Consider the following 26,345-nt stretch of genomic DNA (forward strand, 5'->3'; position numbering starts at 1 on the left):
AGCTCTCGACCTTCACGACAGCGTTCGTTTTCGATTCATCACCTGGGCGACGGTCGCGACGAACCCGAGCGGATCGATCGGCTTCGTCACGTGCGCGTCGTAGCCGGCCTCGAGCGATCGGGCCTTGTCCTCGGGGCGCGCGAATGCCGTCACCGCGACGGCGGGCAGATCGCCGAGCCCTGCGGCGCGGCGCGCGCGCACCTCTCGGATGAGGGCGAATCCATCCATCCCAGGCATCCCGAGGTCGCTCACCATCACATCCGGCTCGTTCTCGGGGTTCGCCAGCATTTCGAGCGCCTCGAATGCCGAGGCCGCCGTGATGACCTTCGCCTGGCTATCCTCCAGCAATCGCTCGACGAGCTCCCGCGCGTCTGGCTCGTCGTCCACGACGAGGACACGAATCCCCTCCAGGTTCGTCGTATCGGCGACTTGCGGGCGGGAGAGGCTCGGCCAGGGGTGCGAGAGCTCCTCGTGCTCGGGCCCCGGGGCATAGGCGCGCATCGTCGGCAGGTCGACCACGAATGTCGCCCCTTTCCCGAGCCCGGCGCTCTCCGCGTGCACGCACCCGCCGTGAAGCTCGACCAGGTGTTTGACGATCGAGAGCCCGAGGCCGAGCCCGCCATACCGGCGCGACGTGGACGAGTCGGCTTGACGGAAGCGGTCGAAGAGCAGCGGGAGAAACTCGGGCGTGATGCCTTGTCCCGTATCCGCGACCATGAGCCGCAAATGGCCATTCGACCGCGATAGCATGATGTCCACGCGGCCTTTCTGGGGCGTGAATTTGATCGCGTTCGCGACCAGATTCCACACGACCTGCTGCAGGCGATCCGGGTCCCCCATCACCGTCGTATCCGCTGGCTCGTACGTCGCGCGAAGCGCGATTCCTTTCACCTCGGCGGCGTGACGAACGGACTCGATCGCGGAATCGATCACCTTCGGCAGATCGACCCGCTGCACGTTGAGGCGCAGCTTCCCGGAGACGATCCGGCTCACGTCCAGGAGATCCGAGATGAGCTGTAGCTGCAGGCGCGCGTTCCGCTCGATCACGGACAAACCTTTTTCGACGTTCCCGGGGGCCTGCTGGGAGGTGCGGAGCAGCTCGATCCAGCCGAGGATGGGGGTGAGCGGCGTCCGGAGCTCGTGCGACATCGTGGCCAGGAATTCGTCTTTCATCCGGTTTGCTCGCTCGGCCTCGCTCCGCGCGGCCCGCTCGCTCACGAGGAGTGATTCGCGTTCCGCCTCCGCCGCCTCTCGCTCCGTGATGTCGCGGATGACGCCTGCAAAAAGCCTCCGCTCGCCCACGAAAAACTCGCTGACGGCGAGCTCGAGGGGAAACTCCGTCCCCTCCTTTCGCCGCCCGCGCACCTTGCGTCCGATTCCGATGATCTTTCGCACCCCCGTGCGCAGATAGTTCGCGAGGTACATGTCGTGCCCGCTTCGGTAGGGGTCGGGCATGACCATCTTGATGTTGTGGCCGATGAGCTCGTCCGCGCCGTAGCCGAACATCCGCTCGGCTGCGGGGTTCATCGTCTCGATCGTGCCGCGTTCGTCGATGGTGATGATGCCATCGACGGCGGTGTCCACGATGGCCCGGAGGCGCGCCGCGGCGGCCCGCGCCGCCTCGACGGCCTGTTTTCGTTCGGTCACGTCGCGCGTCAGATTCGCGAATCCGCGGAGCGCGCCGGTCTCGTCCCGCAGAGCCGTCAAGACGACGTTCGCCCAGAAGCGCGTGCCGTCCTTGCGAAGGTGCATCCCCTCGTCCTCGAAGCGCCCGTGCTTCGCCGCCAGGATGAGCAATCGATCCGGTTTGCCCTGCGCGACATCCTCGGCGGGGTAAAACTGCGAGAAATGCTGGCCGATGACCTCCGCGGCCGTATACCCTTTGAACCGCTCGGCGCCGGCGTTCCAGCTCTCCACGCGGCCCTCGGCGTCGAGCATGTAGATCGCGTAATCGCGCACGCTCTCGACCAGCAGGCGATACCGCTCCTCGCCCTCGCGCAGGGCCCGCTCGACCTGCCGTTGCCGCAGCGAGGCCGCCAGGATGTTCGCGATCGATTCGAGAAAGATGATGTCGTCGCGGGTGAAGATCCGCTTTCGCCGCGTGTGCGCGCCGAGCACGCCGAAAGGCCGGTCTTCTTCGCCGGCGATCGTCACGCTCATCCCGCTGACGACGCCGTGATCGAAGAGGAGCGGCGGCCCGCGGAATCGCTTCTCGGTCCGGAGGTCCTCCACGAGGATGGGCCCCTTCGATTGCAGCGTGTATCCGGCTTGCGAGTCCAGATCGGTCCCCACCGTCCCGTGCCCGACGAGGCCCGTCGCCCATCCCACGCCGGCGCGCAGCAGGAATCGTTTCTCGCCGGGCAACAATTCCAGGACCTTGCAGAGCTCGATGTCCAGCGTCTCGGTGACGAGCTCGACCGCGCGATCCATGAGGCGCTGGATGTTTCTTTCCACGAGCGCCATGTGCCCGAGCGCGGCCACGGCCGCCTGCTGGCGCGCCCGCGCGCGCGCTTGCTCTTCGGCCCGCTTCATCCCGGTGACCTCCAGGACGACGCAACCGACCGAGGCGACCGTTCCATCGGGCGCCTGGACCGGAAAACTCGCGGTCAGCCAATGCCGGCGTTCTCCGGGCTGGGCCGCGGTCTCTCCGCTGACCTCCACGCCCGCGACCGGCTCACCGGTCCGGAAGACGTCTTCCAGCGTCGTCATGACGGTGATGTTGGGCAGGATCTCGGCAATGGGACGGCCGAGGTGAGCCTCGACGGGCAGGCCATTGTTCGCGGCGAGCCACTCGTTGATGCGGAGGAATCGAGTTTCCCGATCGAAAAAGGCGAAGCCCACAGGCGCATGCAAAAACAGGGATTCGAGCTCGGCCGTGCGTCCGCTGAGACGCTGCTCGAGGGCGTCATTCTCCCGGCGGCTCGCCGCGAGGGCCCGGCGCATACGTTCGCCGAGGGTCGAAAGGACGAGGCCGACCGCGACGAACAGGGCGACGACGAGGCCTTCGAGCGGCTTGAAGAAATACGCTCCGGCGAGCGCTGCCATGGCCGTCGCGGCGAGCCCGGGGCCAAAACCGCCGTGCGCCGCGACGGTCACCCCGAGGACGAGCAGGAGCAGGAGCGCAGGAGCGCCCAGGACGGCCTGCAAGCTCAGGCAGAGCGACACGGCGGCCGCGGTCGCGGCGATTGCGACGCCGTAGCGGTACAGAAAACCCCGATTGTACATTTCCGATTTCAACGATGACGGCTCGTATTTCCGATCCGCCGTGATGGCGCGCCCCACCCGACGCGCTGGCCCTCTCCGCGATCCTCGTACGACAGATTGATTGAACGTACGATCTCGTACGACGACGAGCACGAAATTCGCGGGCGCGCGGGCGAGCTCCGGCGCGACGCGGCCGAGGACGTTCGGACGGGTATCAATGCAGCGGCGCCGGCACCCCGCCGAGCGGCAATCGCGCCACGGCCTCGTAACGCGCGCCCGCCGCCGAGAGTACGCTCTCGTAAAGCACGAGCTCTCGCACGTTCACCTCGCCGAACGATTCTCCGGCGAGCGCTCGGGCCGCGGCCCAGAGCCCCGCGTCCGTGCCGCCGAACCCGGCGCGGGCCAGGGTGAGGTGCGGCGAAAAGAGCCGCTCCTCCGGCACGTACCCGACTTCCGTGAGCGCCTCGGAGAGCTCTTTATGCACGAGCCCGAGCGCCGGCACGTCGCCCTCGACCCCGATCCACAAGACGCGCGGCTTTCGCCCGCCGAAGCACCCGGCGCCCTCGAATCGCAGCGTGAGCGGCGCGTGCCGGACCGCGACGCCTTCCACCTTCGCCACGACCGCGGGCACGAGCGATTCCTCCACCGCGCCGAGGAACACGAGCGTCACGTGAATGCCCTCGGTGCGTACCCATCGCGCCCGCGGGGCGTGCACGCGCGCCCGGCTCACGGCCTCGGCAATACGCGTGTGGCATTCGTCGCCGGGATCGACGGCGAGAAAGAGGCGCCTCGTCCCGAGGGCCACGTCATTCCCCCATGGCCTTGACCACCAGGCGCTTTCTGCGCTGGCCGTCGAATTCGGCGTAAAAGATCTGCTGCCAGGGGCCGAGGTCGAGCTTGCCTTTCGTGATGGGGACGATCACCTGGTGGTGGACGAGGATCGACTTGAGGTGCGCGTCGCCGTTGTCCTCGCCGGTACGGTGGTGCTTGTAATCGGGGCCGGCCGGGGCGAGCGTTTGCAGCCACGACCAGATGTCCTCCCAGAGCCCGGGCTCGTGGTCGTTCACGAAGACGCCCGCCGTGATGTGCATCGCGCTGACGAGGACCATGCCCTCGGCGATGTTGCTACCGGAGACGATGGTCTCGACGCGGTCCGTGATGTTGACGAGCTCGCGCCGCTGCTTGGTCTCGAACCAGAGGTATTCGGTGACGGATCGCATGTGCGGCGATCGTCGTCGCGCGGAGGGCGGGGAGCGTCAAGGGGCGTTTTTCGAACTTACTTCACGAACTTCGACAGCAGCCGGATGTACGCCACCTGGTAGCCGTTCGAGTTCTCGGTGACGGACCACGAGTTCAGCGGCCAGCTCGTGTTGAAGTCCTTGTACGACTTCTGCGCCGGCTGTCCCTTCGGCGGCGTGATCGTCTCCGACGAGCATGCGGCGTTGTTCTCGGCGCTGCCGCAGTTGTTCGGGCAGCAGCCGTCCCAGTCGTAGCTCGGGTTCGCGCCGCCCGTCAAAAAGCCCGGGGCCGGCCCGTACGTCGAGACGCCCACGCGATCCCATTGCGCGCTGCCGTTGTCGAACCACGTGTGATAGAACTCGTTCACGCTGTTCTCCGCGCCGACGTCGCCCATGTTCGAGAGGTAGACGAGCCCGAGCGGGTTCGTCCCGTGGATGTAATGGATGTACCGCGCCGCCGCCCGCTCCGCGGCCGTGTTTTTCGCCGGGTCGATGCCGTAGACGATGATGTCCTGGAACATGTTGCCCTGGTGCGACTTCGTCCCGTTGCTCCCCCAGACGTAGTCCTTCAGGGAAGCGCGATAGGGATCCGACTCGCCATTGATCGCCCCGAAGTTGTCGGTCCCGTTCATCGCGTCGTTGTAGGTGCTCCGGATGGCGGTCACGACGGCCTGCGTGGCGCCCGGCACCTTCGTGTAATAAAGGAGCGCGTCCTGCTGCTCGGCCTCGAACGGGTAGGCGTAGTTCCACTGGAACAGGTGGATCTGCGTGTAGTTCTGGTCGAAGAACTGGCGGTAGGTCGCCTTGTTGGTCGCGTGGAAGAGATACGCGGCGGCCTCGATCTTCTTGGAGAGACGGCCATAATCGTCCGTCTCCTGCTGGCCCGCGCCGAGGCCCTGCGAGCCGTTCGAGCTGTCGTTGTTGTTGAACGTGACGTTCGGGTTCGCGTTTGCCCAGGACCAGGCATTCTCGGCGCGCGCAACGAGATCGTCCGCATAGGCCGTGAACGCTCCGCCGAGCGAGCGGAAGACGATCGAGCCATACGCGAACGCCGCGGCGGCGCTCAGCGTGGACGAGGTGCTCGCCGTGCCGTACCGGCTCGGGCCCGTCGCCGCGGACGGCGGGCTCGCGTGCCCGACGCCCACGATGCTCAGCACCGAGCCGTTCGAGCTTTGCATCTTGATGAGCCAGTCCATGCCGAATTTCGCCTCGTCCACGACGTCGGGGACGCCGTTGCCGGATTCGGGGATCCCGTAATCGTCGGTGAACGCGGCCTTCGACTCGTCGTAGGCCATGAGCAGGCTGGTCACGTAGCGCGCGTGCCAGTTCGTGTACTTGTTGTAATCGCCCGCGTCGTACCAGCCGCCGGAGAGATCCCGCTCCGTCGACGCATCGTTCGGCGCATTGTAACGCCGGGCGTTCTTGTCCTGCCCCGAGCCCACGTGGCTCGCGCCGTCCGCCCAGCCCGCGCCCGCGTGCTCTGCGCTCTTCGCGACCCCGGCGCGTTGATAGAAGAACGTGCGCACCGCCGCCTTGAGCACGTCGCGGTACACGCTCGTCGCGATGCGGAACTCGTGCGAGCGCAGGTCCTTGCCCGTGTCGTGCACGTAATAGGTGCCAGGCGTCTGCACGGACGAAAAATCGAAATGCCAGGCCCGATCGCCCGACGAGGCGTCGACCATGCCGTTCTTCCACGCCGCCGGGGTCGCCGTGAGGACCTGCGCGCCCGTCTGCGCATTCACGAGCGCATACGTGCCCCCGGGCGAGAACGACTCCGCGGCGTCGAATCCAGTCTCCGGATCCCGGATCACCGCAACTTTCTGTCCATTCGGCAGATAGCCGAATTGATCAACGACGATGTACGGGGTCACGGGGGGCTTCACCTGGTTCATTCCACCACCGGCACCGCCGGCGCCGCCCGAACCGCCCGCCCCACCCGCGCCGCCCATTCCACCGGCGCCGCCCGAGCCCCCCGCGCCGCCGGAACCACCGACGCCGCCCATTCCACCGGTGCCACCGACGCCGCCCATTCCACCGGTGCCGCCAGAACCACCGATGCCGCCCGTGCCGCCGGTGCCACCCGTGCCGCCGGTCGCGCCCGCGCCGCCCGTTCCACCGGTCGCGCCTGCGCCTCCGCCGCCGGTGTTTCCCGAGGGATTCGAGCTCCCGTCGCTGCTGCAGGCGGCGAGCACGGCGAGGGAGAGCGCGGGAATCGAAGCCAAGAGCAAACGTCTCATGGTAAGACCTCCGCGCGCGATGGTACCTCAGAAGGGCGGCTCGGGAAGCTCGAACTCGGCGAGCGCGCTCCGGTCCTCGACCTCTCGTTTCTTGTTGCGCAAATATACCGCCTCGCGCCAGCCGTGATCGAGCACGGTCCAGGCCGCGAGCGTCGCCTTCGTGATCACGTCGATCCGCTTGCCGAAGCGCGCGACGACCTCCCAGTCGATCTCCACGCCGAGCCCCGGCTCGTCCGGAATCCGGATCCGGCCCTCGTCGTCCCGCGCGAAGCCATTGCGAAGGAACCGCGCCCATTGCGGCATTTGCCAATGGCGGTCGTGCGGCAGCTCGAAGAGGCCCCGCTCCTCCTGCGGGAGCAGGCCGAAGAGATGGAGGTTCACCGCAAAGCCGAGTCCGTTCGTCCAGGTGTGCGGCGTGTATCGAAGCGGCCGCGTTTCCGGCCCGCGGGCGGCGTTGCGCCGCCGGATCTCACGCACGAGCCAGCGGACGACGCTCACGCCGCCCGCATACGTGCCGCCCGCGAGCACCGCGTCGGGCTGGTAGATATCGAGGCTTCCGGCGTCGAGCATCGATCGGAATTCGCGCCACGAGGGCGTGATCTCGCCGCCCGCGATCGGGATCTTCGAGCGCGCGCGGAGCCGCGCGAGCCCCTCGTGATCGGCCCGGTGGAGCGGCTCTTCGAGCCAAGAGACTTGATACGGCTCGATCCTTTCGCTGAAGCGGGCCACAAAGTCCTCGTCCCAGCGCAGGCTCGGTTCGAGGAGCTCGACGGGCCAGCCGAGATTGGCGTCGACCATGAGCTCCATCGAATCGCCCGCCGCCTCGCGCGCGGCCGCGACGACGTCGACCATCTTCGCGAGCTCGTCGCTCTTCACGCGGATCTTGACGCCCGCGAAACCCTCGTTCCGGCGCTCGGTGACGAGCTCTGCCACGACGCGTGGATCGTGATCGTGGTTCGAGCCGAGCGAAGCATACGGCACGGCGAAGCCGCCCGTGCCGCCGAGGACTTTCCACAAGGGCTCGCGCCGATACTTGCCGACGAGATCCCAGAACGCGGCGTCGATCCATCCATTTCGCATGCCGAGGATCGAGAACTCCTCGATGCGCTGGTTCACGAGGCGCATGTCGAGCGGGTTCAATCCGAGCAGGTAGGCGCCGAGCAAGGCGCCGAGCGACTCGCGCTCGCGGCCCATCGCCGGGATCGCCGCGACGCCGTCGAGCCCCGCGTCGGTCACGAGGCGCAGGAGGTAAAAGCGCAGGTCGATCTGGTGGTAGCCGGGGATCCAGTTCGGTTCGAAGACGACCCGATCATCGAAGAACCCCGGCCGGTCTCCGGAGAGCGGGATCTTGACGTAGTAGAGCTCGATCCGCTCGATCTTCATGGTGGGCTCCTGCCTTTCCGGACAACGGCGGCTGCCCCTGGTTTCTGACACTTCTTCTTGGCGGCGCGCGGGCCCTTGGGCAAGATCCACGCGCTCGATCTCGTGCCTCGGAAGGTCTTCTTGCGCGTGTCCCTCGCCGCCCGCCTCGGGCTCCCTTTCGTGCTCCTTGCCTGCGGCAACGCCCCGCCGCCCGAGCCCATGCCCGTGCCGCGGCCGGTGCCCCCGGCTCTGCCCGGGGCGGCGAAGACGATGGCCGCGCCGCGGGTCGATCCTTCACGCCCGCTCGAAGGCCGCGCGCTCGAGAACGTGGTCGCATTCACGCAGCTCTACAATGACGTGCGTTTCTTCCATCCGAGCGACGAGGCCTTGCGGGCCGATTGGAACGCGATCGCCGTGGACGGCGCGAAACGCGTCGAAGGGGCCACGTCGGCCGAGGAGCTCGCGCAGATCCTCGGGGAGATCTTCACCCCCGTGGCGCCGACGCTCCGCGTCTTCCCGACGGGCCTGCGTCAAGACCTGCCCGAGGCGATCCTGCCGCCGAAGGACGGTTCGAAGCCAAAGATCGTCGCGTGGCGGCACGACGGGGTCGATCTGCGGATGGGAGTTCCGGTCTATCGGAGCGAGCGCGTGAACGACGCGGATCGGCTTCCGAGCGAGGTCTACGAGGCCGAGCTCGGCGGTGGTGTGTCGTGCCGGATGCCGATCACGCTGTATGCCGACGACCGCGGGACGTTGCCGCATGGAAATGCCGCGCCCTCCGAGCCGCCGCCGGGCGGCATTCCCCCGACGCTCGTGTATTCGCTGCGGGACCGGGAGACGCGCCTCGCCGACATCACGATCGCGTGGGGCGTCCTGCAGCATTTTTATCCCTACTTCGACATCGTCGGGACGGACTGGCCCGCGGTCCTGCGAAAGAGTTTGTCCGAGGCGGCCACGGCCCTCGACGAGCAGGGTATGGTCGCGGCCATGGAGCGCATGATCGCGAAGCTCCACGACGGCCACGGCCATGTGGTGCGGATGCTGAAGCAGCCCGAGGGACCGCCCATTCCCGAGGCGTCGACCCGCGGGTTCTTGCCGCTCGAGTTCGCCTGGGTCGAGGGGCAGCTCGTCGTGACGAACGTGCACCCGAGCGCGGGCGCCGAGGTTCGTCCGGGCGATATCGTGCTCGCGATCGACAACAAGCCGGTCGACGCGTGGATGGCCGTGTTCGAGCCGCGGACGTCGGCCGCGACGCCGGGCTGGAGGAGGCGCGTTGCGACGACGCAATTGCGCGCGGGGAAAAAGGGCGAGGTCGCCACCGTGACGCTGAAGCACCCGATCGGCGAGCCCGTGACGGTGCGCCTCGAGCGCTCGCTCGGATGGACGGATCGATTGCCGCAGGAGAAGAAGCCAGAGCCGGTCGCGGAAGTCGCGCCGGGGGTTTCGTACGTCGATCTCGAGCGGGTGAAGCCGGAGCAGTTCGACGCGGCTTTGCCGACGCTGGCGAAGGCGAGGGGCGTGATCTTCGATCTGCGCGGGGATCCGAAGATCGAGCCCGAGAAGCTCGGTCACCTTTCGTCGACGAAGCTCGTGGGCCCGGAATGGAAGGTCCCGCGGGTCGTCCGGCCAAACCGCGAGGGGATGACGTTCGAGGTGGAGCGGTGGTTCGTCGAGCCAAAGGCGCCGCGTATCCGCGGCCGGGTCGTGTTCCTGACGGACGAGCGGGCGATGAGCCAGGCCGAGACGTGGCTGAGCATGGTCGACCATGACAAGCTCGGCAAGATCGTGGGTGCGTCGACGGCGGGCACGAATGGGAACGTCAATTCGTTTGCCGTGCCCGGCGGGCTCGTGATCCACTGGACCGGGATGCGCGTCGATCGTTACGACGGCTCGCGTTTTCACGGCGTGGGCGTGCGACCGAACATCCCCGCGACGCGGACGGTGAAGGGCATCCGCGAGGGGCGCGACGAGGTTTTGGAGGTGGGGATCGAGGTCGTGACCGGAACGTCGAAATGACGGCTCAGGGATGGAGCCGCTCGCAGCGCCACCCGGCGCCTTCGCGGACGTAGACGAAGCGGTCGTGCAGGCGGCTGTCCTTGCCAAACCAGAATTCGATCCGGTCGGGGATCACGCGATACCCGCTCCAGTGCGGCGGCCTCGGGACGGGGCCGCCCTCGAAGCGCGTGGTCAACTCGGCGACGCGCGCTTCGAGCTCCTCGCGCGAGTGGAGCGGGCGGCTCTGCTCGGAGGCCCAGGCGCCGATCTGGCTGCCGCGCACGCGTGAGGCGAAGTAGGCGTCCGCTTCCTCGGCGGAGACGAGCTCGACGCGGCCCTCGACGCGGATCTGCTCGGCGGCCTTCGGCCAGTGAATGCAGAGCGCGGCGTAAGGGTTTTTCGCGAGCGCCTGGCCTTTGCGGCTCTCCAGGTTCGTGTAGAAAGAAAAGCCGCGCTCGTCCACGCCCTTCAAGAGCACCATACGCGCCGAGGGACGGCCGTTCTCGTCGACGGTGGCGAGGGTCATGGCCGTGGGATCGTGGTCCTCGTGGTCCTGGGCGCGGGCGAACGCCTCGCGGAACGCGGCAATGGGGTCCGATGCGGGATGACTCATCGCGGCGCAGCATAGGGGCCGGGTGCCCGTTGGAAAAGGGCGAAACGTCGCCCTCCCCCTGACAGGTGTGTCTCCCCGGAACGATGTGTTCGGAGGCGGGGAGGGCGTCATGATGTGGAAGGACCGAGAAGAGGCAGGCGAGCTGCTCGGGCAGCACCTGCGGGGCATCGGGGGGCTCGAGGGCGCGGTGGTGCTCGGCATTCCGCGCGGCGGCGTGGTCGTCGCAGCGGACGTGGCCGACGCGCTCGGGGGCGAGCTCGGCGTGATCGTGGCGCGCAAGCTGCGCGCGCCGCACCAGCCCGAGCTCGCGATTGGCGCGGTCACCTCCGACGGCTCGGTCTGGGTCGAGCCGCGCGCGCTCCGGGTGCTCGGCGTGGACCCGGAGTACCTCGAAGCCGAGCAAATGTATCAATCGGAAGAGGCGCGGCGGCGGGAGGCGCTCTTCGGCGGGCACCGGCCCTCGCTCGCCGGGCGGTCGGTGATCGTGGTGGACGACGGCATCGCGACAGGCGCGACGGCGATGGCGGCGCTGCGGGCCGCGCGGGCGGCGGGGGCGACGACGGTCGTGCTGGCGGCGCCGGTGGCCTCGCCCGAGCGGGCGGACATGCTCCGTGGGGAGGCGGATCTCGTGGTTTGCCTGATCGAGGATCCGAACCTCTATGCGGTGGGCCAGTATTACGAGGATTTCCGGGCCATCGAGGACGACGAGGTCATGAGCCTGCTTGAGAGCCACGGCAGGACGCCCTCGACGGAAAGGCGGACGTCGACGCGGGGCATGGCGCGTCGGCCGAGCGGCGCGTGAGGGCTCGCCTCGCCGCTCTGGTGGGGGTGCGGAAAGGAAATGTTCAGGAAAATGACGATTCGAAACGTGGGGGCCGACATCGCCCTTACCGTCATATCATTGCCGCGTCCGTTTTCCTTGTCGGGAGGGTCCGCAACCGGGTGCTCCGTTACACCCGAACGCTGTCCGGCGGCCCTGCATCCGTGGCGCACGAAACGCCCTTGACGCGGCGCTTCCCTGAACGGCGGGGCTGGGGTAGGGTGCGGGCCTTCGTGGAGGTCCGTCGATGAGGTTCGTTGCGCTCGCCGTGGTCACGCTCGCTGTGGCGTGGCCCGTCGTGAGCTACGCCGAAGCCTGAGGCGCTTGAAGCAATCCGAACCTGCCGGTCGGCGGGTCCGAAGTGCGAGCGTTCGAGCCCGGGAGGCTCGAAGTGCGCCTGGGTGCGTCCGGGCTCGCCGGTTCGGCGGGGCATCTCGCGGAGTGCCCCGACCTCGGGCCGGCGTGCGCCGAGACGCCGCCGCCCGTGCCGTACCACCACCACGTGGCGCTCTGGATGACGGACGTGACGGCGGACGTGTCGTACCAAATCACGCCGTGGCTCGCGGCCGAGGCGCGTTTGCTGCTGCGCGTCGTGGATACGTATCCCACGTACACGGAGCTCGATGGCACGCCGAAGCTCGTCCCCGACGACATTCACCATCACGATCGGACGATCGTGGGGCCCGGGGATCCGTGGCTCATCGCGCGCTTTTCGGGCAGCACGGGCAAGCTCTCGTCGGCGGCGCGGCTCGGACTATCGTTTCCGCTGGGGCGAACGGAGCCGGATCCGTATCGGCTCGGCGCGGCGGGGGAATGGCACGAGCATACACAGCTCGGGACGGGGACGTTTGTCCCCATCGTGGGCGTCGGGCTCACGTATGCGCTGGATCCCGTGGAGATTTCAGCCTCGGCGCTGGGGCTCTTCAGCGTGTACGAGAATGACCAGGGGTTTCGCGCCCCGACCCGCATTTTTGGCGGCGCGCGCGTGGGCGTGCCGCTGCTCGAAGGGAAGGTCACGCCGTATGCGACGGTGGATCTCGCCCACGAGAGCGCGGAGATCTGGAATGGCGCGTACGCGCTCGAAGGATTCAATGCGCGCACCGACCTGCTCGTCGGCGTGGGCGCGACGTGGGCGATCACGCCTGCGTGGAGGCTCGAAGGCAGCGTGCGGGCGCGGGTCTTGCGGCTGACGGACGCAGCGGCGTTCAATTATCCGGGAATGGCGCAAATCTCGATTTCACGTGCCTGGGATCTCGGCGGCGAAGACGAGGACGAACACGGGCACGGACACGAGGGCGAGGACGAACACGGGCACGGACACGGGCACTGAGCGGGCATTTCCACGGAGCGGGTACGCAGCCGCACGCCTAGCGCTTTTCGCCCTTCGCACCGCGTGCTCGCCGTGCTTCGCTCCGTCCGAGGAGGCCGAAAGACCCATGAAAGCCATGTCGCTCGTGCTCGTCGCCCTTGCAGCGCTTGCCCTCGCCGGTTGCGGAGACCAAGCCAAACCCTCGGCGGATACTGCCGCGGCGAAGCCCGCGCAGAGCGCCGCGCCGGCGGCGAGCGCCGCGCCCGCGGCCAAGCCCGCCTCGACGGGGGAGAGCGGCGGCTGGTAGGAATCGAAGCGCGGGTGATGCGCCGGCGTCTCGCGCTGCTCCTCCTTGGCCTCGCGCTCGGCGCGGGGTGCAAGCGGGAGGATCCGCCCGCCGAGGCGACGAGCGCAGCCGATCCGGATCCGCTGCCGGCGCTGCGCGCCTACGAGGCGGAGCGAAGGGCCGCGACCGATTTCGCGGCCCTGCCGCCGAGCGACGCCACGTTCGGCGCCGATCCGTACGCGCTCGCCGCGCTGCCGGGCGGCGAGCGGTTCGTGGCGCTGCTCCGCGGGCGGGACGCGATCGTGGTGCTCGACGCGTCGATGCGGGAGCTCGCGCGTTTGCCCGCGCCCGCTTCGCCGAGCGGGCTCGCGGTGACGCCCGATGGCCGCAGCGTGTTCGTCGTGGGCGAGCGCGACGCTGGCGTCCGGTGGTTCGAGATCCAGGAGACCGCGCCGTACCTCGCGCGGAGGTACGACGACCTGGTCACGAGTACGCGGGGGCTGCGGGACGTCGCCGCGGGGCCCGAGGGAGCGGTGTACGCGATCGAGGAGGACAAGGGGCGGCTCTTCACGCTCTGGCCCAACGTCCCAAACACGCAGGGAGAGGTCGCGACGATCGGCGGCGGGCCGATCCACGTCGAGCGCGTGGGCTCGTTCGTCGTGATCGACGCGCTCCACGCGCATGCGCTCGTGATCCGGCCCGTGGACGAGACAGGTCGCGTCCTGGAAGCGGGCGAAGCGCGCATCGTCCACGACGGCCCGATCTGGGGTTTTTCCGCGGTGCCCGACGGCGAGGGGCTGTTCGTGCTCGCGGGCGGCGTCGAGGATCGGCCGCTCGATCGGAAGGGCGGGTTCTTCGGCTACATCGACTCGTTCGTCTTCCTGTACCGCGTCGAGCGCGGCGCTGCGCGGCTGCTCTCCGCGGTGAACGTGGGCGAGCTCGGCGTGGTCACGCCGAAGGCGCTCGACCTCGCGAAGGAGAAGGACGGCACGCTCGCGGCGCTCGTCACGGGGTACGGCGGCGAGGCATCGGCGCGACTCGTGTTCGACGCGAGCGGGAAAACGCTCGCCATCCCGGCGAAAACGAGCCCCACGGTGCCGGGCATCCGAGACCTCGTGACGCTGCCCGGAGGCGGGTTCGTCGGGGCGAACCCTCTGCTCGATGCGTTCGTGCTCGTGCGTCCGGACGAACCACGCGAGACGATCGTGCCCGTCGTGGATCGGGGTGGCCCTGCGCCGCCGAGCCCGGAGGCGCGGCTCGGCGAGGCGCTCTTCTTCACGACGCTGATGGCCCCGGAGAACGGCACGGAGGACGCGCACAGCCGCTTCACCTGCGAAACGTGCCACTTCGAGGGCTACGTCGACGGGCGCATCCATCACACGGGCCGGGGCGAGGTGCGTGTCGTGACGAAGCCGCTCGTCGGCCTCTTCAACAATCGCCCGCATTTCTCGCGCGCGCTCGATCCGGATCTGTCCTCGGTCGCGCACGCCGAGTTCCGCGTGGCAGGCGCGGGGAGCGGGCATTCGCCTTGGTTTTCGCTCGACGCCCGGACGCATCCGGTGCTCGCCGCGCTTGGTCGATCGGAGGCCGAAGTCATCGAGCCGCTCGCGCTTCGCCGCGCACTCATGACGTTCCTCATGGGCTTCTCGCACCGGCAGAACCCGACGACCGTGAGGCGAACCTCGTTCTCGGAGCTCGAGCACGAGGGCGCGAAGCTCTTCGAGGCGCGCTGCGAGGGCTGCCACGAGGCGCGTCTCTCGGCCGACGAGAAGGGCAGTCGTGTGCCCTTCGACCGCTGGGAAAGCCTGATTTTCACGCCCGCGGGGCCGATCGTTTGGGGCTCGAACGAATACCGGAAGACGGGCGTCGTCCCGTACGTGCACGAGCGCGGCGCGCGTGTGCCGTCCTTGCGCAGGCTCGGCAAGAAACGCCCGTACCTGACGAGCGGCGCGGCGAAGGATCTCGCGGATCTGCTGACGCGGGCGCGCTGGGCCGCGGATGGCGTGTTCTTCCACGACGGCGCGTCCGAGGGCGCGTCGGGGCTCGAAGCGCGCGAGCGCGAGGCACTGCGGGCGTTCCTGGAGCTGCTCTAGGCCGCGTCTTCGAGCGGCAACGTGAACCAGAAACGCGTGCCCACGCCGGGCTCGCTCTCGACGTGGATCGTGCCGCCGTGCGCGCGCACGAGGCCGTCGGCGATGAAGAGGCCGAGCCCGGTGCCGGAGGCCTTGTTCGTCTCGGCGTGGAAGTACCGATCGAAGACGTGCGGCAGGTGATCACTCCGGATGCCCGGCCCGCTGTCGGCGACGTCGATGCGCACGCGCGCTCCTTCCCGCGCGAGGCGCAGGGTCACGAGGCCTCCCTCGGGCGTGAACTTGATCGCGTTGCCCACGAGGTTCCACAGAACCTGCAGCACGCGCTCGCGATCGATCTGCGCAAAGAGCGCCTCGTCCGGCAGCGACTCCTCGATCTGGATCCCCTTCGGCGTCGCGAGCGGCTTGAAGTGCTCGATCGCCTCACGCACGACCGCGCGCACGTCCTCGCGCCCGACCGAGAGCGCGAGCCCGCCCGTCTCGATCCGCGAGGCGTCGAGCAGGTCGCGGATCATGCGATCCATGCGGTCCGCCGAGCGCAGGATGAGCGCGGTCTTGTTCAGGATCCGCGCGTTATCCCCCGCATCCCGCCCGATCTGCGTGGCGCCGAGCTTGATGGCGACGAGCGGGTTTCGGAGATCGTGCGACACGATCGCGAGCAGGTCCTCGCGCGCCCGCACGGCCGCCTGCGACGCACGGTAGAGCCTATCGTTGTCCTCCCGCGCGCGTCGCTCGACGTCGTAGAGGCGCGCGCGTTCGAGCGCCTGCGCGCAGTGCTCCGCCACCGACTCCAAGAAGCGCTGCTCCGCCTCGTCGAGCCGCCGTGTCCCCGCGAGCGAGAGCCCGATCGCCCCGAGCACGCGATCGTGCGCGATGAGCGGGAGCGCCGCGAAGGCGAGGCTCTTCTGCTCGCGCTCCACCTGGCCGAGGATCGGGTAACGCGTGAGGAGCTCCTCGACCGTCGCGAGAAAGATCGGCTGGCGGGCCCGTACGACGTCCGTGAGCGGAACGCGCATCTCGAGCGGGATCACCTGGAAGGGCTCGACGATGTTGCCCGCATACCCCGCGGCACGCGCGACCACGAGCGCCCCGCGATCCTCGTCGAGCAGGCACACCGAGCCTGCATGCGCGCCCATCTCGGTGCGCGCCTGCTCCACGACCACCTCGGCCACCTGCGCGGTCGTGAGTGCGAGCGAGAGCCGCCGCGTGATCGAGTGCAGCCGCTTCGTCCGATCCATCGCCGCGCGCGCTGCCTGCGCCGCCTCGCGCTCGTCCCGCGTCGCTCGATCCGTCACCACGGCAAGCGCGATCCTTCGCGCGAGTTCCTCGGCGACCTTCACATCCGTGCTCACGACCCGCCGCTCCTTGCGGCTCGCCGCGAGCGTGAGGGCCCCGAGCGCTCGCCCCTGCCATACGATCGGCACGAGCATCCCCGCCGTGATGGTGACCGCGCGCAGAACCGCGAGCGCCTCGTCGTCGTCGATGGTCGCGGCGAGCATCGCGTCGGACGCCTCGGGCATGACCTGCGCCACGCCGCTGCGCATCACGTGCGCGAGCGGGCTTTTCGTCGAGTCGAGCGCCGGGCTCTTTTGCATGCACGGCTGCCGGAGGAGCGCCGACTTCACCGGGTCCTCGTGATCCACCGCGGCGAGCCGCGCGCCGCCTGCTTCGAGCAGGTGAACCAGGCAAAACCCTCGGATCCAGCGCGCTGCGCGCGAGGCCACCGCCGTGAGCCGCGACCCGAGCTCCGTCACGCTCCCGAGCGCTTGCCCCGCGTCGAGCAGGAGATCGAGCGATTCATCCACGCGGCCTCGCTCCTCGGCGCCGGAGATGCGCGCGAGACCGAGCGCGAGCGGCGCTTCGAGGGCGGCCATCACCCCGAGCTCCGGCGCATCCGGGACGCGCGTCTTTCGATCGTAGAGCTCGAGCACCCCGATGACCTCGCCGCCGAGGTGGATCGGGACCGCCACCGCCGTCCGGAGTCCTGCGGGCTCCGCGGCCGCGCGGCGCAGGAACAGCGGCTCGGCGGCGAGCTCGGGCACGAACGCCGTCGCGCCGCGCGCCCAGGTGAACCCGGGCAAACCCTCGCCGTATCCGAACGTGCGCCGCGACGAATCCGCCTCGAACGCGGGCGCGACGGGCCGATCCGGATCCTGCCACGCCCCGGCCCAGCGCAGCACGAAGGCCTCGCGATCGAGGCGCCACGCGATGGCCACCTCGAAGCCCGAGGTGATCACGGCCTCACGCAGGATCGATCGGATCGCGACATCGGGCGCCTCTTCGGAGAGGGCGCGCAGGGCTGCGATGGGCAGCTCGCGTGGCTCGACGTCGGCATTCAGCATGCGGAGGGAGGGATGGCATCGACGAAGCTGCGGGCCTTGCGAAGACGCAGCGCCCCTCGGCTACCGGGATCTCTTCCTAAGCTGGCCTTCTCCGCGTCGCAACCCGTTTCACCCGCCAACCGGTCGACGCGTGCCCGAATGCTTTGATCTGCAACAACTTAGCTCTGCCCGGCTGCTCGTCGTCAAGGCACCTTGGGGTGCAGGACGGCGATCGCGTCGAGATCGAATCCCGCATTCGGCGCCGCGCCGATGCCCTGGAGATCCCGGATGCGGACGAACCGAGCCTCGCCCACCCCGAGCTCCCCGAGGTCGAACGTATCACCTCCCGAAACGCTGGGATCGAGGGAGGAGACGCCCAGATCGCCGTTCGCGAAGACCGGCGAATACCCGGCGCATCCCGTGGGTGGCTTCGCGTCTTCCGCGCAAGGGAACGCGTGCCAGGTCTCCCCCTCGGCGCTCACGGAGACCTCGGCGAGCTCGGCGTACACGTTGTTCGGGTCGTCCGACACGTAGAACGGATTCTCGAACACCACGAAGTCCGGGCCTTCGCCATCGATGATCGCGTTTCCCCCGAAGCCGAGCACGATCGAGCCGCCTCGGCCGAGCGAGAGCACGTCGAGCCCGCCCGACGTCGTGCCGTTCCCGAGCGGCTCGCCGTAGACGACCTCGGGGAACCGATCCTCACCGAACCCTGCGTCATCGCCGGGCTCGAACGCGACCACGCACGACGCCGCTCGGGTCGGCGCGGCGTCCGCGGAGCAGCCGTACGGCTCGTTCGTGGTGCCCGCCTCGCTCGCGGGCCCCTCGTCCCCACACCCCACGCCGGCGAGGCCCAGCGCGCCCAGGAAGACAACCATGACGCGATGCACGGCCCCTCGATACCAGGCCGCACAGGGCGTGCAAAGGGGAGCGTCGCCGCGGCCCGAGATCCGTACTAGAAATCGATCGTGCTTCGTCGCGCGCCTTTCCCCCGACCCTCCGCAGCCGCCGTCGACAAGGCGCGGCGCTTGCTCGAGCGTGCCCTCGGGCCCTCGAAGGTGATCACCTCGCCCGACGGCTGTGAGGCGTACGCGGGCGACGAGTCCGATCAGGAGCCCGTGATCCCCGACGCGGTCGTCGTCGCCGAGACACCTGACGACATTCTCCGCGCGCTCGCGGCCGCAAGCGAAGCCGAGGTCCCGATCGTCCCGCGTGGCGCCGGCAGCGGCAAATCGGGCGGGGCGGTGCCCGTCGGCGGCGGCATCGTCGTCACCACGCTCGGCATGCGCAGCATCAAAGAGATCGATCGCGAGGAGCTCGTCGCGGTCGTCGAGCCGGGCGTGATCCTCGGCGACTTCCACGCCGCGGTCGAGGCCGAGGGCCTCTTCTATCCGCCCGATCCGAACTCGCTCAAGATGTGCGCCCTCGGCGGCAACCTCGCCGAGAACGCGGGCGGGCCGCGCGCCTTCAAGTACGGCGTCACGCGCGAATACGTGCTCGGCCTCGAAGCGCTGCTCGTCGATGGCACGCGCCTTCGCACCGGCCGCCGCACGGTCAAGGGCGTCACGGGCTACGACGTCACGAGCCTCCTCGTCGGCAGCGAGGGCACGCTCGCCGTCTTCACGGAGGCCACGCTCCAGCTCATCCCAAAGCCGCCGAGCGTCGCCACGCTCCTCGGCCTCTTCGACACCGCGCTCGCCTCCGGCCGCGCCGTCTCCGCCATCATCGCGGCAGGCCTCGTCCCGCGTTGCCTCGAACTCCTCGACGCGGGCGCCCTCTCTGCCGTCCGCGCCCGCGGCGTCCCTGTCGATGAACGCGCCGGCGCGCTCCTCCTCATCGAGGTCGACGGCGATCCCGCCTCGTGCGAGGCCGCGATGGAGCGCATCGGCGAGGCGTGTGTCGTCGAGGGCGCGCTCGACGTCCTCGTCGCACAGGACGCCGCGCAACGCGAACGCCTTTGGGAAGCGCGCCGTGCCCTCTCCCCGGCGACCCGTGCGATGGCCCGCTACAAGATCTCCGAGGACGTCGTCGTCCCTCGCACGCGCCTGCCCGACCTCCTTCGCGAGATCGATCGCATCAGCGAGGAGACCTCGATCCGCATGCTCTCCTACGGCCACGCGGGCGACGGCAACCTCCACGTGAACTTCCTCTGGGACGACCCCGACGCTGGCCCGCGTGTCGAGCGTGGCCTCGATCGTCTCTTCCGCGCCGTCGTTGGCATGCGCGGCACGCTCACGGGCGAGCATGGCGTCGGCACCTCCAAGGCCGAGTACCTCCCGCTCGAACAGGGCCCGGAGCTCATCGAGCTGCAGCGCCGCTTGAAGGCCGTCTTCGATCCGAAGCACCTCCTGAACCCCCACAAGATCTTCCCCCGCCGCGGCCACGGGGTCTGCTAGAACGCCCCGCGTGCGTGTCCTCGGCATCGATCCTGGCAGCCGTCACCTCGGGTGGGGCGTGCTCGAACGCGTCGGCACGCGGGTCGAGCATGTCGCCCACGGCGTCATCGACGTCGACCTCGACGGCACCTTCGCCGACCGCCTCGTCGACATCGACGACCGCCTCGGCGAGGTCATCGCAGCGCACGCGCCCTCGCACGCCGCGGTCGAAAGCATCTTTTTCTCCAAGGACGCGCAGAGCGCGGCCAAGCTCGGCCATGCGCGCGGCGTCGTCCTGCTCCGGCTCGCCCGCGCGTCACTCCAGACGTTCGAGTACCCGCCTGCGCTCGTGAAGCGCACCGTTGCGGGCAAGGGCGCGGCGGACAAGCGCCAGGTGGCCATGGTCGTGACGGCCATCCTCCGGCTCGGCACGCCGCCTCGGTCGGACGCCGCCGACGCCCTCGCCATCGCGCTCACGCACTGCAACGTCGTCGGTTTCCAGGCAGCCCTTGCCGCGTCCGCGCCCGCCCGCCCGCGTCGACGTCGTGCGAACGTCCCTTGATCTTGCATCGCCTGGGGGCGCCCTGCGTCCAACCCCGCGGCACCCTCGGTCCGGCCAACTACGCGGAACAGGAAGAAAATGATGCGTAAGGTAAGGTTCCTCTCGATCCCCTCCCTCCTCGCGGCGTGCGCGGTGGTCCCTGCTCTCCTGCTCTGCTCGACCGACGGCCACACCCAGGCCGCCGCGCCTGCCGCGCCTGCTGCGGCGCCTGCGAAGGGGCCTTCGGCCGAGGAGATCGGCCGCCGCGTCCAGGCGTTCTACGACTCCACGAAGACCTTCAAGGCCACGTTCGCGCAGACCTATACGATCAAGGTCCAGAACGTGAAGAAGGAGTCGAAGGGCACGGTCACCTTCGAGAAGCCCGGCAAGATGAGCTGGGCGTACGACGCGCCGAACGGCAACCGCGTCGTGTCCGACGGCAAGGTGATCCGCGTCTACGAGAAAGAAAACGAGCAGATGTTCGAGACGCCGGTCAAAAACTCGCAATACCCGGCGGCGCTCGCTTTCTTGATGGGCACGGGCCAGCTCGTGAAGGATTTCAACCTCAAGCTGCTCGACGCCGCGCAGATGAAGTTCGAGGGCGGATACGTGCTCGAGGGCACGCCCAAGGACGCGACGCCCGCTTACCAGAAGGTCCTCCTTTACGTCGACGCGCAGACGAACCAGGTTCGCCGCGTGCTCATCCTCGACGCGCAGGGCAACAAGAACCGGTTCGACTTCAGCGCGCCCGTCGTCAACCAGCCCGTCCCCAAGGGCGAGTTCGACTTCACGCCGCCGCCGGGCACGCGCGTCGTCAAGCCCTGAGCTCGCGACGTCGGAAAGAATGCAAGGGGGCGGAAAGTCTGGTAGATCGACAGGTGCTTGGAGGTGCGATGAACGCGCATAGCTGGATGGGTCGCGGGATGCTTTCGGTCGCCTTTGCGCTGCTCTTCGCGGCGTGTGGCGGCCCGCTCGAATACATGGCCAAGGGCACGCCGCGCGCGCCCGACGCCGACGCGAAGATCGTGGCCGAGGTCAACAGCAGCACGGTTCTGACCACCGTGAGCATCGAGGCGGAGCACCTCGCTCCCCCGGATCGGCTCATGCCGGGCGCCACGGCGTATGTCGTGTGGGCCCGCAAGGACTCGAGCAGCCAGTGGCAGCGCATCGGGTCGCTCGCGTACAACACGGACAAGCGGACGGGCTCGCTGCCCACGGCGACCGTGCCGCTCACGAGCTTCGAGCTCATCGTGAGCGCCGAGCAACAGAACGCGCCGACCTCGCCTTCGCCGCACGTGGTGATCCAGCAGAAGGTCGCCGACTGACCTCGCGCTCGCGGCGGCACAGACGGTAGGATGAGCGAACGCCCGGCCCTCGTGTCGGGCGTTCCGCCATGAACAACCCCTACGGACCGCCGCCCGGGCCCTACGGCCACGCTCCCTACCCGCAGCAGCAACCTCCGTATCCCGGCCAGGCGCCGTATCCACCGCAAGGCTACCGCGCGCCCCAGCCTCCCGTGACCACGGAGCCCGACCCGGACAAGCGCCGGCGCGCGGCGGGGCTCGCGATTTGGATCCTCGGCATGATCGCCGGCGTCGTGCTGAACATCCTGTTCACGCTGGCCGAGATCTTCCTGTCGAAGGCGCCGGGGCAGATGATGTCGGCGGTCCTGAAGGGCGCGCTCTTCGCGTTCCTGCCGCTCGGCTTCTACCTCTTCGTGCCCATGGTGCTCGATCGGTACGATCCCGAGCCGTGGTGGTGCCTCGCGATGGCGTTCCTCTGGGGCGCGGTCGTGGCGACGGGCTTCGCCGGCATGATCAACACGGGCGTGCACATCGTGTTCGCGGGCCTGTTCGGGCCCGCCGTCGGCAATTTCGTGACGACCGTCATGAGCGCGCCGCTCTCGGAAGAGTTCTTCAAAGGGCTCGCCATCCTGGGCTTTTTCTACTTCCTAAGGCGCGAGTTCGACGGCGTCGTCGACGGCATCATCTACGCGACATTCTGCGCGCTCGGGTTCGCGGCGGTCGAGAACGTCAGTTATTACGCCCGCGCGGACATGGCCGACCAGCTCGGCACGACCTTCTTCCTCCGCGGCGTCCTCGCGCCGTGGGGACACCCGCTCTACACGTCGATGACCGGCATCGGGTTCGGCATCGCGCGCGAGTCGAGCAAGACGTGGGTGCGGTGGCTCGCGCCGATCGGCGGGTTTTTCGCGGGCGTCTTCCTGCACGCGCTCTGGAACTTCGTGCCCACGGTCATCCCCGACGCGTTCGTCATCATGCTGCTCTTCTGGTTGCTCTTCGTGGCGATGTTCTTCTGCATCATCATCGCCCTCGTCATCCGCAAGGGCCGCACGATCCGCCAATTCCTCCGCGACGAGGTGCTGATCGGCAACCTGACGAACGAGGAGCTCGAGCTCGTCTGCTCGCCCGTCGGCCGCATCCAGTGCACGTTCTCGTGGCGCGGCGCCGAGGGGCGCGCGTTCATCCGCGCCGCGTCGCGGCTCGCGCTCAGCAAGTGGCACACCGCGCGCGCGATGAAAGGGCAGAAGCGCACCATCAGCGCCGATTTCATCGCCCCGCTCCGCCGCGAGCTCGCCACCTTGCGCGTCGCGCTCCTCGCCAAAGCTCCTCGCTGAAAAGCCCCCGACACGTCGCATTCACGAATTCGTCACGCGCGGGACGCGCCTCGCCGTTTCGACACGTCGCATTCACGAATTCGTCACGCACGCCGCATTTTCCCGCCAACCTGCAACACGGGCTTCATCGGGTCGTAACAGGAAGAGGATAAACACGGGTGCGATGGCACGCATCCTGGTCGTCGAGGACGAGCCCGCGCTCCTCAAGGTGCTCGATTACAACTTCCGGCAGGCGGGGCACGAGGTGCTGCTCGCGGCGCGCGGCGAGGAGGGGATCCGGCTCGCGCGCGAGCGGCGCCCGGACGTCATCCTGCTCGATATGATGCTCCCCGACATCCAGGGCACCGAGGTCTGCCGGAGCCTGCAGCAAAGCGAGGAGACCCGCGAGACCCCCGTCGTCATCGTGTCGGCGCGGGGCGACGAGGTCGACCGCGTCGTCGGCTTCGAGCTCGGCGCCGTCGATTACGTGGTCAAGCCCTTCAGCGTGCGCGAGCTCCTGCTCCGGGTGCAGGCGATCTTGCGGCGGGTGAAGGCGCGGACGACCGAGCGGCGTGTGCTCCAGTTCGGCCGGCTGCGCATCGACGACGAGGCGCACCGGGTATGGGTCGACGGCGTCGAGATCGAGCTCACGTTGCTCGAGTTCAAGCTCCTGCTCGCCCTTTACGAGAATCGCGAGCGCGTCCAGACACGCGGCGCGCTGCTCGAGGGCGTGTGGGGCATGGATGTCGATATCACGACCCGCACGGTGGACACGCACGTGAAGCGGCTGCGCGACAAGCTCGGGCCTGCCGGCGACTACGTGCAGACGGTGCGGGGGATCGGGTATCGATTCGGCGGTTCTCCCGATCTGTCCGGCTCGCATCCCGATTGAAAAATGCGTCATGCGGCGCGCACGTGAACGTTTCCCGACGTTCACGAGGTTGTCACGAACGATCGTCAAGGTGGGGGCCGAGGAAAGACGGCAATGGGCTTCGAGGCGTGGAGCGTCGGGGAGACCGATCCCGGGCGTGGCAAGAGGCTTCTGATCGGATACGCGACGGCGATTGCCATTTGCACGGCCGTCGGCGTCGTCGGGGCGACGATCAAATCGAGCGCGCCCGCCGTGGAAGAAGAGGAGGAGGAGGTCGTCGCCGTCGAGCTCACGCCCACCGTGGAGCCGCCGAAACCGCCGCCTCCGCCGCCGCCCGTGGACGCGGCTCCCAAAGCGCCGGAGCCGCCCGGGCCGAAACACAAGCCGATCGCGGTGCCCGTGGAAGTGCCGACGGAAATGCCCAAGGAGGCGGATCCGAGCAAGGCAAAGGCGAGCGACGACGATTATGGCGAGGGCTCGGGTGAGGGCTCGGGCGGTACACCCGGTGGAACGGGCACTGCAATGGCCGCAGCGCCCTCACCTCCGCCCCCGCCGCCTCCACCGCCGCCGCCTCCGCCGCCCAAAGCGGCGGGACCCATCGTCCTCGGCGAGGACGGCACGCCGCCTTCGCCGATATCGAAGCCGCAGCCTCCTTATCCCGAGGACCTGAAGAGCCAGGGGGTCGAGGGCACGATCATCGTACGGTTTGTCGTGACCGAATCGGGAGACGTCTCGAACGTGACCGTGGTGCGAGGGGATCCGCGGCTCGCCGCGCACGTGGTCGCGACCGTGAAGACCTGGCGCTTCAAGCCGGCCATGGTCGAGGGCCGCCCCGTGGCCACGTATCAGAACGCAAGGTTCAATTTCAAGATCAAGACCTAGTTCGTCGGGCATTACCGTTCGACAAGGAGCAAAACCATGCAATTCGATCTCGCGCACATCTGGGCGAGCATGGGCCTCGTCTCGAAGCTCATCGCCTTCGTGCTCGTGCTCATGTCGATCGCGACCATCGCGGTCGTCGTCGAGCGGGTGATCGCGCTCGCGCGCATGAACGCCGAGACGCGCGCCTTCGTGAAGGAAGCGCAGCCGCTGCTCGACGCCTGGGATACGGAGGCGCTCCTCCGGGTCTCGGACCGATATCGACTCTCGGCGCTTGCGCGGCTCGTCTCCTCGGCGATGCGGCGGTTTCTCCGCGCGGAGAGCGAGGGTGAAGGGAATCTGACGCCGGTCGAGCTCGCGCGGCGCGAGGTCGAGCGCAGGCGCGAGGCTCTTTCGGCGGATTTGCGCCGTGGGCTTTCGGTGCTCGCTTCGGTCGGATCGGTGGCGCCGTTCGTGGGGCTGCTCGGCACGGTCGTCGGTATCATCACGGCGTTCCAGAGCATCGCGACGACGGGCTCCGGCGGGCTCGGCGCGGTGAGCGCGGGCATTTCGGAGGCGCTCATCGAGACGGCGCTCGGCCTCTCGGTGGCCATTCCGTCGGTGCTCTTCTTCAATTACCTGACCGGCAAGATCACGGCGGTCGAGGCGGCGCTCGAGCGGAGCGCTGGCGAATTGCTCGACGACATGGAGAACCAGCATGGGCGCGCAAGTGAAGAGCGGCTCCTCGAAGAAGCAGCCTGAGCCGGACATCAATATCACGCCGCTCGTCGACGTGGTCCTGGTGCTGCTCATCATCTTCATGGTCATCGCGCCGGAGCTTGAGCACGGCGAGCGCGTGGAGCTGCCGACCGTGATTCAGCCGGACGAGAACAAATCGAAGCTCGACCCGATCACGGTGACGCTCACGGCGCGCGGCAACCTCTTCATTGAAAAAGAGGTCCTCGCGGACGTGCCGGCGCTCGAAGCGCGATTGAAAGCGATGCACGGGACGGAGCCGGATCGGCGTGTCGTCCTGAAGGGTGACGCGACGGTGCAATACGCGAAGATGCGTGACGCGTTCGCCGCCTGCCAGCGCGCCGGCTACACGGGCGTCGCGCTCAGCGTGAGCCAAAAAGGCAAGGGCGCGGGGGAGGAGAGCTAGCCATGGCGATGAACGTCTCCTCGGGCGGAAAAAACGGCGCCATCGCGCCGGCGATGAACGTCACGCCGCTCGTCGACGTGGTCCTCGTGCTGCTCATCATCTTCATGGTGGTGACGCCGCTGCTGAACAAGCAGCTATGGCTGAACCTGCCGAAGAAGGACGAAGACGCGAAGAACGAGCCGCCGCCGCCGGACGCGGACAAACCCGTGGTGGTCACGGTGGACGCGAAGGGCGCGATCCGCATCAACCAGACCGAGGTCTCGCGCGCCGAGCTGCGAGATCGGCTCACACGGATCTTCGCGGCCCGTGGCGACAAGCTCCTCTACTTCGACGCGGCCGACGACGCGCCGTACGGGATCACCGTCGAGGTGATGGATATCGCGAAGAGGGGCGGGGCCAAGGGCATTGCAATCTTGACCGAGAAGCTCGGCGGCTGACTTTTTCCC

At 68.6% G+C, this 26,345-nt stretch carries 23 protein-coding genes; 15 read left to right on the forward strand and 8 right to left on the reverse strand.

Annotated features, from left to right (window positions below; genetic code table 11):
• Positions 1-12: 12 nt before the first annotated feature.
• The 5 genes from KEG38_RS09635 to KEG38_RS09655 form a co-directional block, all read right to left on the reverse strand.
• Entirely contained in the window at positions 13-3,237 is a 3,225-nt protein-coding gene (locus KEG38_RS09635) for a PAS domain S-box protein (protein WP_272418844.1), read from the reverse strand.
• 181 nt (positions 3,238-3,418) lie between these two features.
• Positions 3,419-4,009 carry an RNA 2',3'-cyclic phosphodiesterase gene (thpR, locus tag KEG38_RS09640; RefSeq protein ID WP_272418845.1) on the reverse strand — a complete coding sequence of 197 codons (591 nt, stop codon included), beginning with the start codon at positions 4,007-4,009 and terminating at the stop codon, positions 3,419-3,421.
• 1 nt (position 4,010) lies between these two features.
• On the reverse strand, positions 4,011-4,424 hold the full coding sequence (locus KEG38_RS09645) for a secondary thiamine-phosphate synthase enzyme YjbQ (protein ID WP_272418846.1): 414 nt from the start codon (positions 4,422-4,424) through the stop codon (positions 4,011-4,013).
• A 56-nt stretch (positions 4,425-4,480) separates the two neighbouring features.
• Entirely contained in the window at positions 4,481-6,679 is a 2,199-nt protein-coding gene (locus tag KEG38_RS09650) for a glycoside hydrolase family 9 protein (protein WP_272418847.1), read from the reverse strand.
• A 27-nt stretch (positions 6,680-6,706) separates the two neighbouring features.
• Positions 6,707-8,062: a mandelate racemase/muconate lactonizing enzyme family protein gene (locus tag KEG38_RS09655; RefSeq protein ID WP_272418848.1), complete on the reverse strand. Its 1,356-nt coding sequence runs from the start codon at positions 8,060-8,062 to the stop codon at positions 6,707-6,709.
• Between the two features lie 75 nt (positions 8,063-8,137).
• On the opposite strand from KEG38_RS09655, the gene KEG38_RS09660 reads away from it, so the two are divergent.
• Positions 8,138-10,057, forward strand: coding sequence for a S41 family peptidase (locus KEG38_RS09660; protein ID WP_272418849.1), 1,920 nt, complete (start codon positions 8,138-8,140; stop codon positions 10,055-10,057).
• A gap of 4 nt (positions 10,058-10,061) precedes the next feature.
• On the opposite strand, the gene pdxH is transcribed toward KEG38_RS09660, so the two are convergent.
• Positions 10,062-10,649, reverse strand: coding sequence for a pyridoxamine 5'-phosphate oxidase (gene pdxH, locus KEG38_RS09665; protein WP_272418851.1), 588 nt, complete (start codon positions 10,647-10,649; stop codon positions 10,062-10,064).
• Positions 10,650-10,758: 109 nt separating this feature from the next.
• Between pdxH and KEG38_RS09670 the strand changes: the two genes are divergently transcribed.
• The 4 genes from KEG38_RS09670 to KEG38_RS09685 all read left to right on the forward strand — a co-directional run bounded on the left by KEG38_RS09670 (position 10,759) and on the right by KEG38_RS09685 (position 15,157).
• Positions 10,759-11,451 (forward strand): phosphoribosyltransferase, encoded by a 693-nt coding sequence (locus tag KEG38_RS09670; RefSeq protein WP_272418852.1) that lies wholly within the window; start codon positions 10,759-10,761, stop codon positions 11,449-11,451.
• Between the two features lie 409 nt (positions 11,452-11,860).
• The gene (locus KEG38_RS09675; protein ID WP_272418853.1) at positions 11,861-12,799 is read left to right on the forward strand and encodes a hypothetical protein; all 939 of its coding nucleotides are present in this window, start codon (positions 11,861-11,863) and stop codon (positions 12,797-12,799) included.
• Positions 12,800-12,905: 106 nt separating this feature from the next.
• Positions 12,906-13,085, forward strand: coding sequence for a hypothetical protein (locus tag KEG38_RS09680; RefSeq protein WP_272418855.1), 180 nt, complete (start codon positions 12,906-12,908; stop codon positions 13,083-13,085).
• Between the two features lie 17 nt (positions 13,086-13,102).
• Positions 13,103-15,157, forward strand: a complete 2,055-nt coding sequence (locus tag KEG38_RS09685) for a YncE family protein (protein ID WP_272418856.1) — start codon at positions 13,103-13,105, stop codon at positions 15,155-15,157.
• Here the strand turns inward: KEG38_RS09685 and KEG38_RS09690 are convergent.
• Entirely contained in the window at positions 15,154-17,496 is a 2,343-nt protein-coding gene (locus KEG38_RS09690) for a sensor histidine kinase (protein WP_272418858.1), read from the reverse strand. The genes KEG38_RS09685 and KEG38_RS09690 overlap by 4 nt on opposite strands.
• A gap of 182 nt (positions 17,497-17,678) precedes the next feature.
• Positions 17,679-18,365 carry a cell surface protein gene (locus tag KEG38_RS09695; protein ID WP_272418860.1) on the reverse strand — a complete coding sequence of 229 codons (687 nt, stop codon included), beginning with the start codon at positions 18,363-18,365 and terminating at the stop codon, positions 17,679-17,681.
• A gap of 78 nt (positions 18,366-18,443) precedes the next feature.
• Between KEG38_RS09695 and KEG38_RS09700 the strand changes: the two genes are divergently transcribed.
• The 10 genes from KEG38_RS09700 (at position 18,444) to KEG38_RS09745 (ending at position 26,336) form a co-directional block, all read left to right on the forward strand.
• Entirely contained in the window at positions 18,444-19,871 is a 1,428-nt protein-coding gene (locus tag KEG38_RS09700) for an FAD-binding oxidoreductase (RefSeq protein WP_272418861.1), read from the forward strand.
• A 10-nt stretch (positions 19,872-19,881) separates the two neighbouring features.
• Positions 19,882-20,412 (forward strand): crossover junction endodeoxyribonuclease RuvC, encoded by a 531-nt coding sequence (gene ruvC, locus KEG38_RS09705; protein WP_272418862.1) that lies wholly within the window; start codon positions 19,882-19,884, stop codon positions 20,410-20,412.
• A gap of 78 nt (positions 20,413-20,490) precedes the next feature.
• Positions 20,491-21,216, forward strand: coding sequence for an outer membrane lipoprotein periplasmic chaperone LolA (lolA, locus tag KEG38_RS09710; protein WP_272418864.1), 726 nt, complete (start codon positions 20,491-20,493; stop codon positions 21,214-21,216).
• Positions 21,217-21,284: 68 nt separating this feature from the next.
• Positions 21,285-21,716: a hypothetical protein gene (locus tag KEG38_RS09715; protein ID WP_272418865.1), complete on the forward strand. Its 432-nt coding sequence runs from the start codon at positions 21,285-21,287 to the stop codon at positions 21,714-21,716.
• A gap of 68 nt (positions 21,717-21,784) precedes the next feature.
• Positions 21,785-23,029, forward strand: coding sequence for a PrsW family intramembrane metalloprotease (locus tag KEG38_RS09720; protein WP_272418867.1), 1,245 nt, complete (start codon positions 21,785-21,787; stop codon positions 23,027-23,029).
• Between the two features lie 163 nt (positions 23,030-23,192).
• On the forward strand, positions 23,193-23,900 hold the full coding sequence (locus tag KEG38_RS09725; RefSeq protein ID WP_272418868.1) for a response regulator: 708 nt from the start codon (positions 23,193-23,195) through the stop codon (positions 23,898-23,900).
• Between the two features lie 93 nt (positions 23,901-23,993).
• Positions 23,994-24,761 carry an energy transducer TonB gene (locus tag KEG38_RS09730; RefSeq protein ID WP_272418870.1) on the forward strand — a complete coding sequence of 256 codons (768 nt, stop codon included), beginning with the start codon at positions 23,994-23,996 and terminating at the stop codon, positions 24,759-24,761.
• Between the two features lie 36 nt (positions 24,762-24,797).
• Positions 24,798-25,499 (forward strand): MotA/TolQ/ExbB proton channel family protein, encoded by a 702-nt coding sequence (locus tag KEG38_RS09735; RefSeq protein WP_272418871.1) that lies wholly within the window; start codon positions 24,798-24,800, stop codon positions 25,497-25,499.
• A complete protein-coding gene (locus KEG38_RS09740) occupies positions 25,456-25,899 on the forward strand; it encodes an ExbD/TolR family protein (protein ID WP_272418873.1) in 444 nt (147 codons plus the stop codon). Before KEG38_RS09735 ends, KEG38_RS09740 begins: the two co-directional genes overlap by 44 nt.
• A gap of 2 nt (positions 25,900-25,901) precedes the next feature.
• Complete coding sequence (locus KEG38_RS09745; RefSeq protein ID WP_272418874.1) at positions 25,902-26,336, forward strand: ExbD/TolR family protein; 435 nt, start codon at positions 25,902-25,904, stop codon at positions 26,334-26,336.
• The last annotated feature ends 9 nt before the right edge of the window (positions 26,337-26,345 follow it).

This window comes from Polyangium jinanense, from assembly GCF_028435265.1.
GTDB classification, from domain to species: domain Bacteria; phylum Myxococcota_A; class Polyangia; order Polyangiales; family Polyangiaceae; genus Polyangium; species Polyangium jinanense.

Excerpts from the sequence above, each read along its gene's own strand:
- KEG38_RS09670 (WP_272418852.1), top strand. The coding sequence starts at position 10,759 with ATGATGTGGAAGGACCGAGAAGAGGCAGGCGAGCTGCTCGGGCAGCAC.
- KEG38_RS09725 (WP_272418868.1), top strand. The coding sequence starts at position 23,193 with ATGGCACGCATCCTGGTCGTCGAGGACGAGCCCGCGCTCCTCAAGGTG.
- KEG38_RS09740 (WP_272418873.1), top strand. The coding sequence starts at position 25,456 with ATGGGCGCGCAAGTGAAGAGCGGCTCCTCGAAGAAGCAGCCTGAGCCG.
- KEG38_RS09645 (WP_272418846.1), bottom strand. The coding sequence starts at position 4,424 with ATGCGATCCGTCACCGAATACCTCTGGTTCGAGACCAAGCAGCGGCGC.
- KEG38_RS09745 (WP_272418874.1), top strand. The coding sequence starts at position 25,902 with ATGGCGATGAACGTCTCCTCGGGCGGAAAAAACGGCGCCATCGCGCCG.
- KEG38_RS09680 (WP_272418855.1), top strand. The coding sequence starts at position 12,906 with ATGAAAGCCATGTCGCTCGTGCTCGTCGCCCTTGCAGCGCTTGCCCTC.
- KEG38_RS09735 (WP_272418871.1), top strand. The coding sequence starts at position 24,798 with ATGCAATTCGATCTCGCGCACATCTGGGCGAGCATGGGCCTCGTCTCG.
- KEG38_RS09650 (WP_272418847.1), bottom strand. The coding sequence starts at position 6,679 with ATGAGACGTTTGCTCTTGGCTTCGATTCCCGCGCTCTCCCTCGCCGTG.
- KEG38_RS09730 (WP_272418870.1), top strand. The coding sequence starts at position 23,994 with ATGGGCTTCGAGGCGTGGAGCGTCGGGGAGACCGATCCCGGGCGTGGC.
- pdxH (WP_272418851.1), bottom strand. The coding sequence starts at position 10,649 with ATGAGTCATCCCGCATCGGACCCCATTGCCGCGTTCCGCGAGGCGTTC.
- KEG38_RS09685 (WP_272418856.1), top strand. The coding sequence starts at position 13,103 with ATGCGCCGGCGTCTCGCGCTGCTCCTCCTTGGCCTCGCGCTCGGCGCG.
- KEG38_RS09720 (WP_272418867.1), top strand. The coding sequence starts at position 21,785 with ATGAACAACCCCTACGGACCGCCGCCCGGGCCCTACGGCCACGCTCCC.
- KEG38_RS09655 (WP_272418848.1), bottom strand. The coding sequence starts at position 8,062 with ATGAAGATCGAGCGGATCGAGCTCTACTACGTCAAGATCCCGCTCTCC.
- KEG38_RS09690 (WP_272418858.1), bottom strand. The coding sequence starts at position 17,496 with ATGCTGAATGCCGACGTCGAGCCACGCGAGCTGCCCATCGCAGCCCTG.
- KEG38_RS09715 (WP_272418865.1), top strand. The coding sequence starts at position 21,285 with ATGAACGCGCATAGCTGGATGGGTCGCGGGATGCTTTCGGTCGCCTTT.
- lolA (WP_272418864.1), top strand. The coding sequence starts at position 20,491 with ATGATGCGTAAGGTAAGGTTCCTCTCGATCCCCTCCCTCCTCGCGGCG.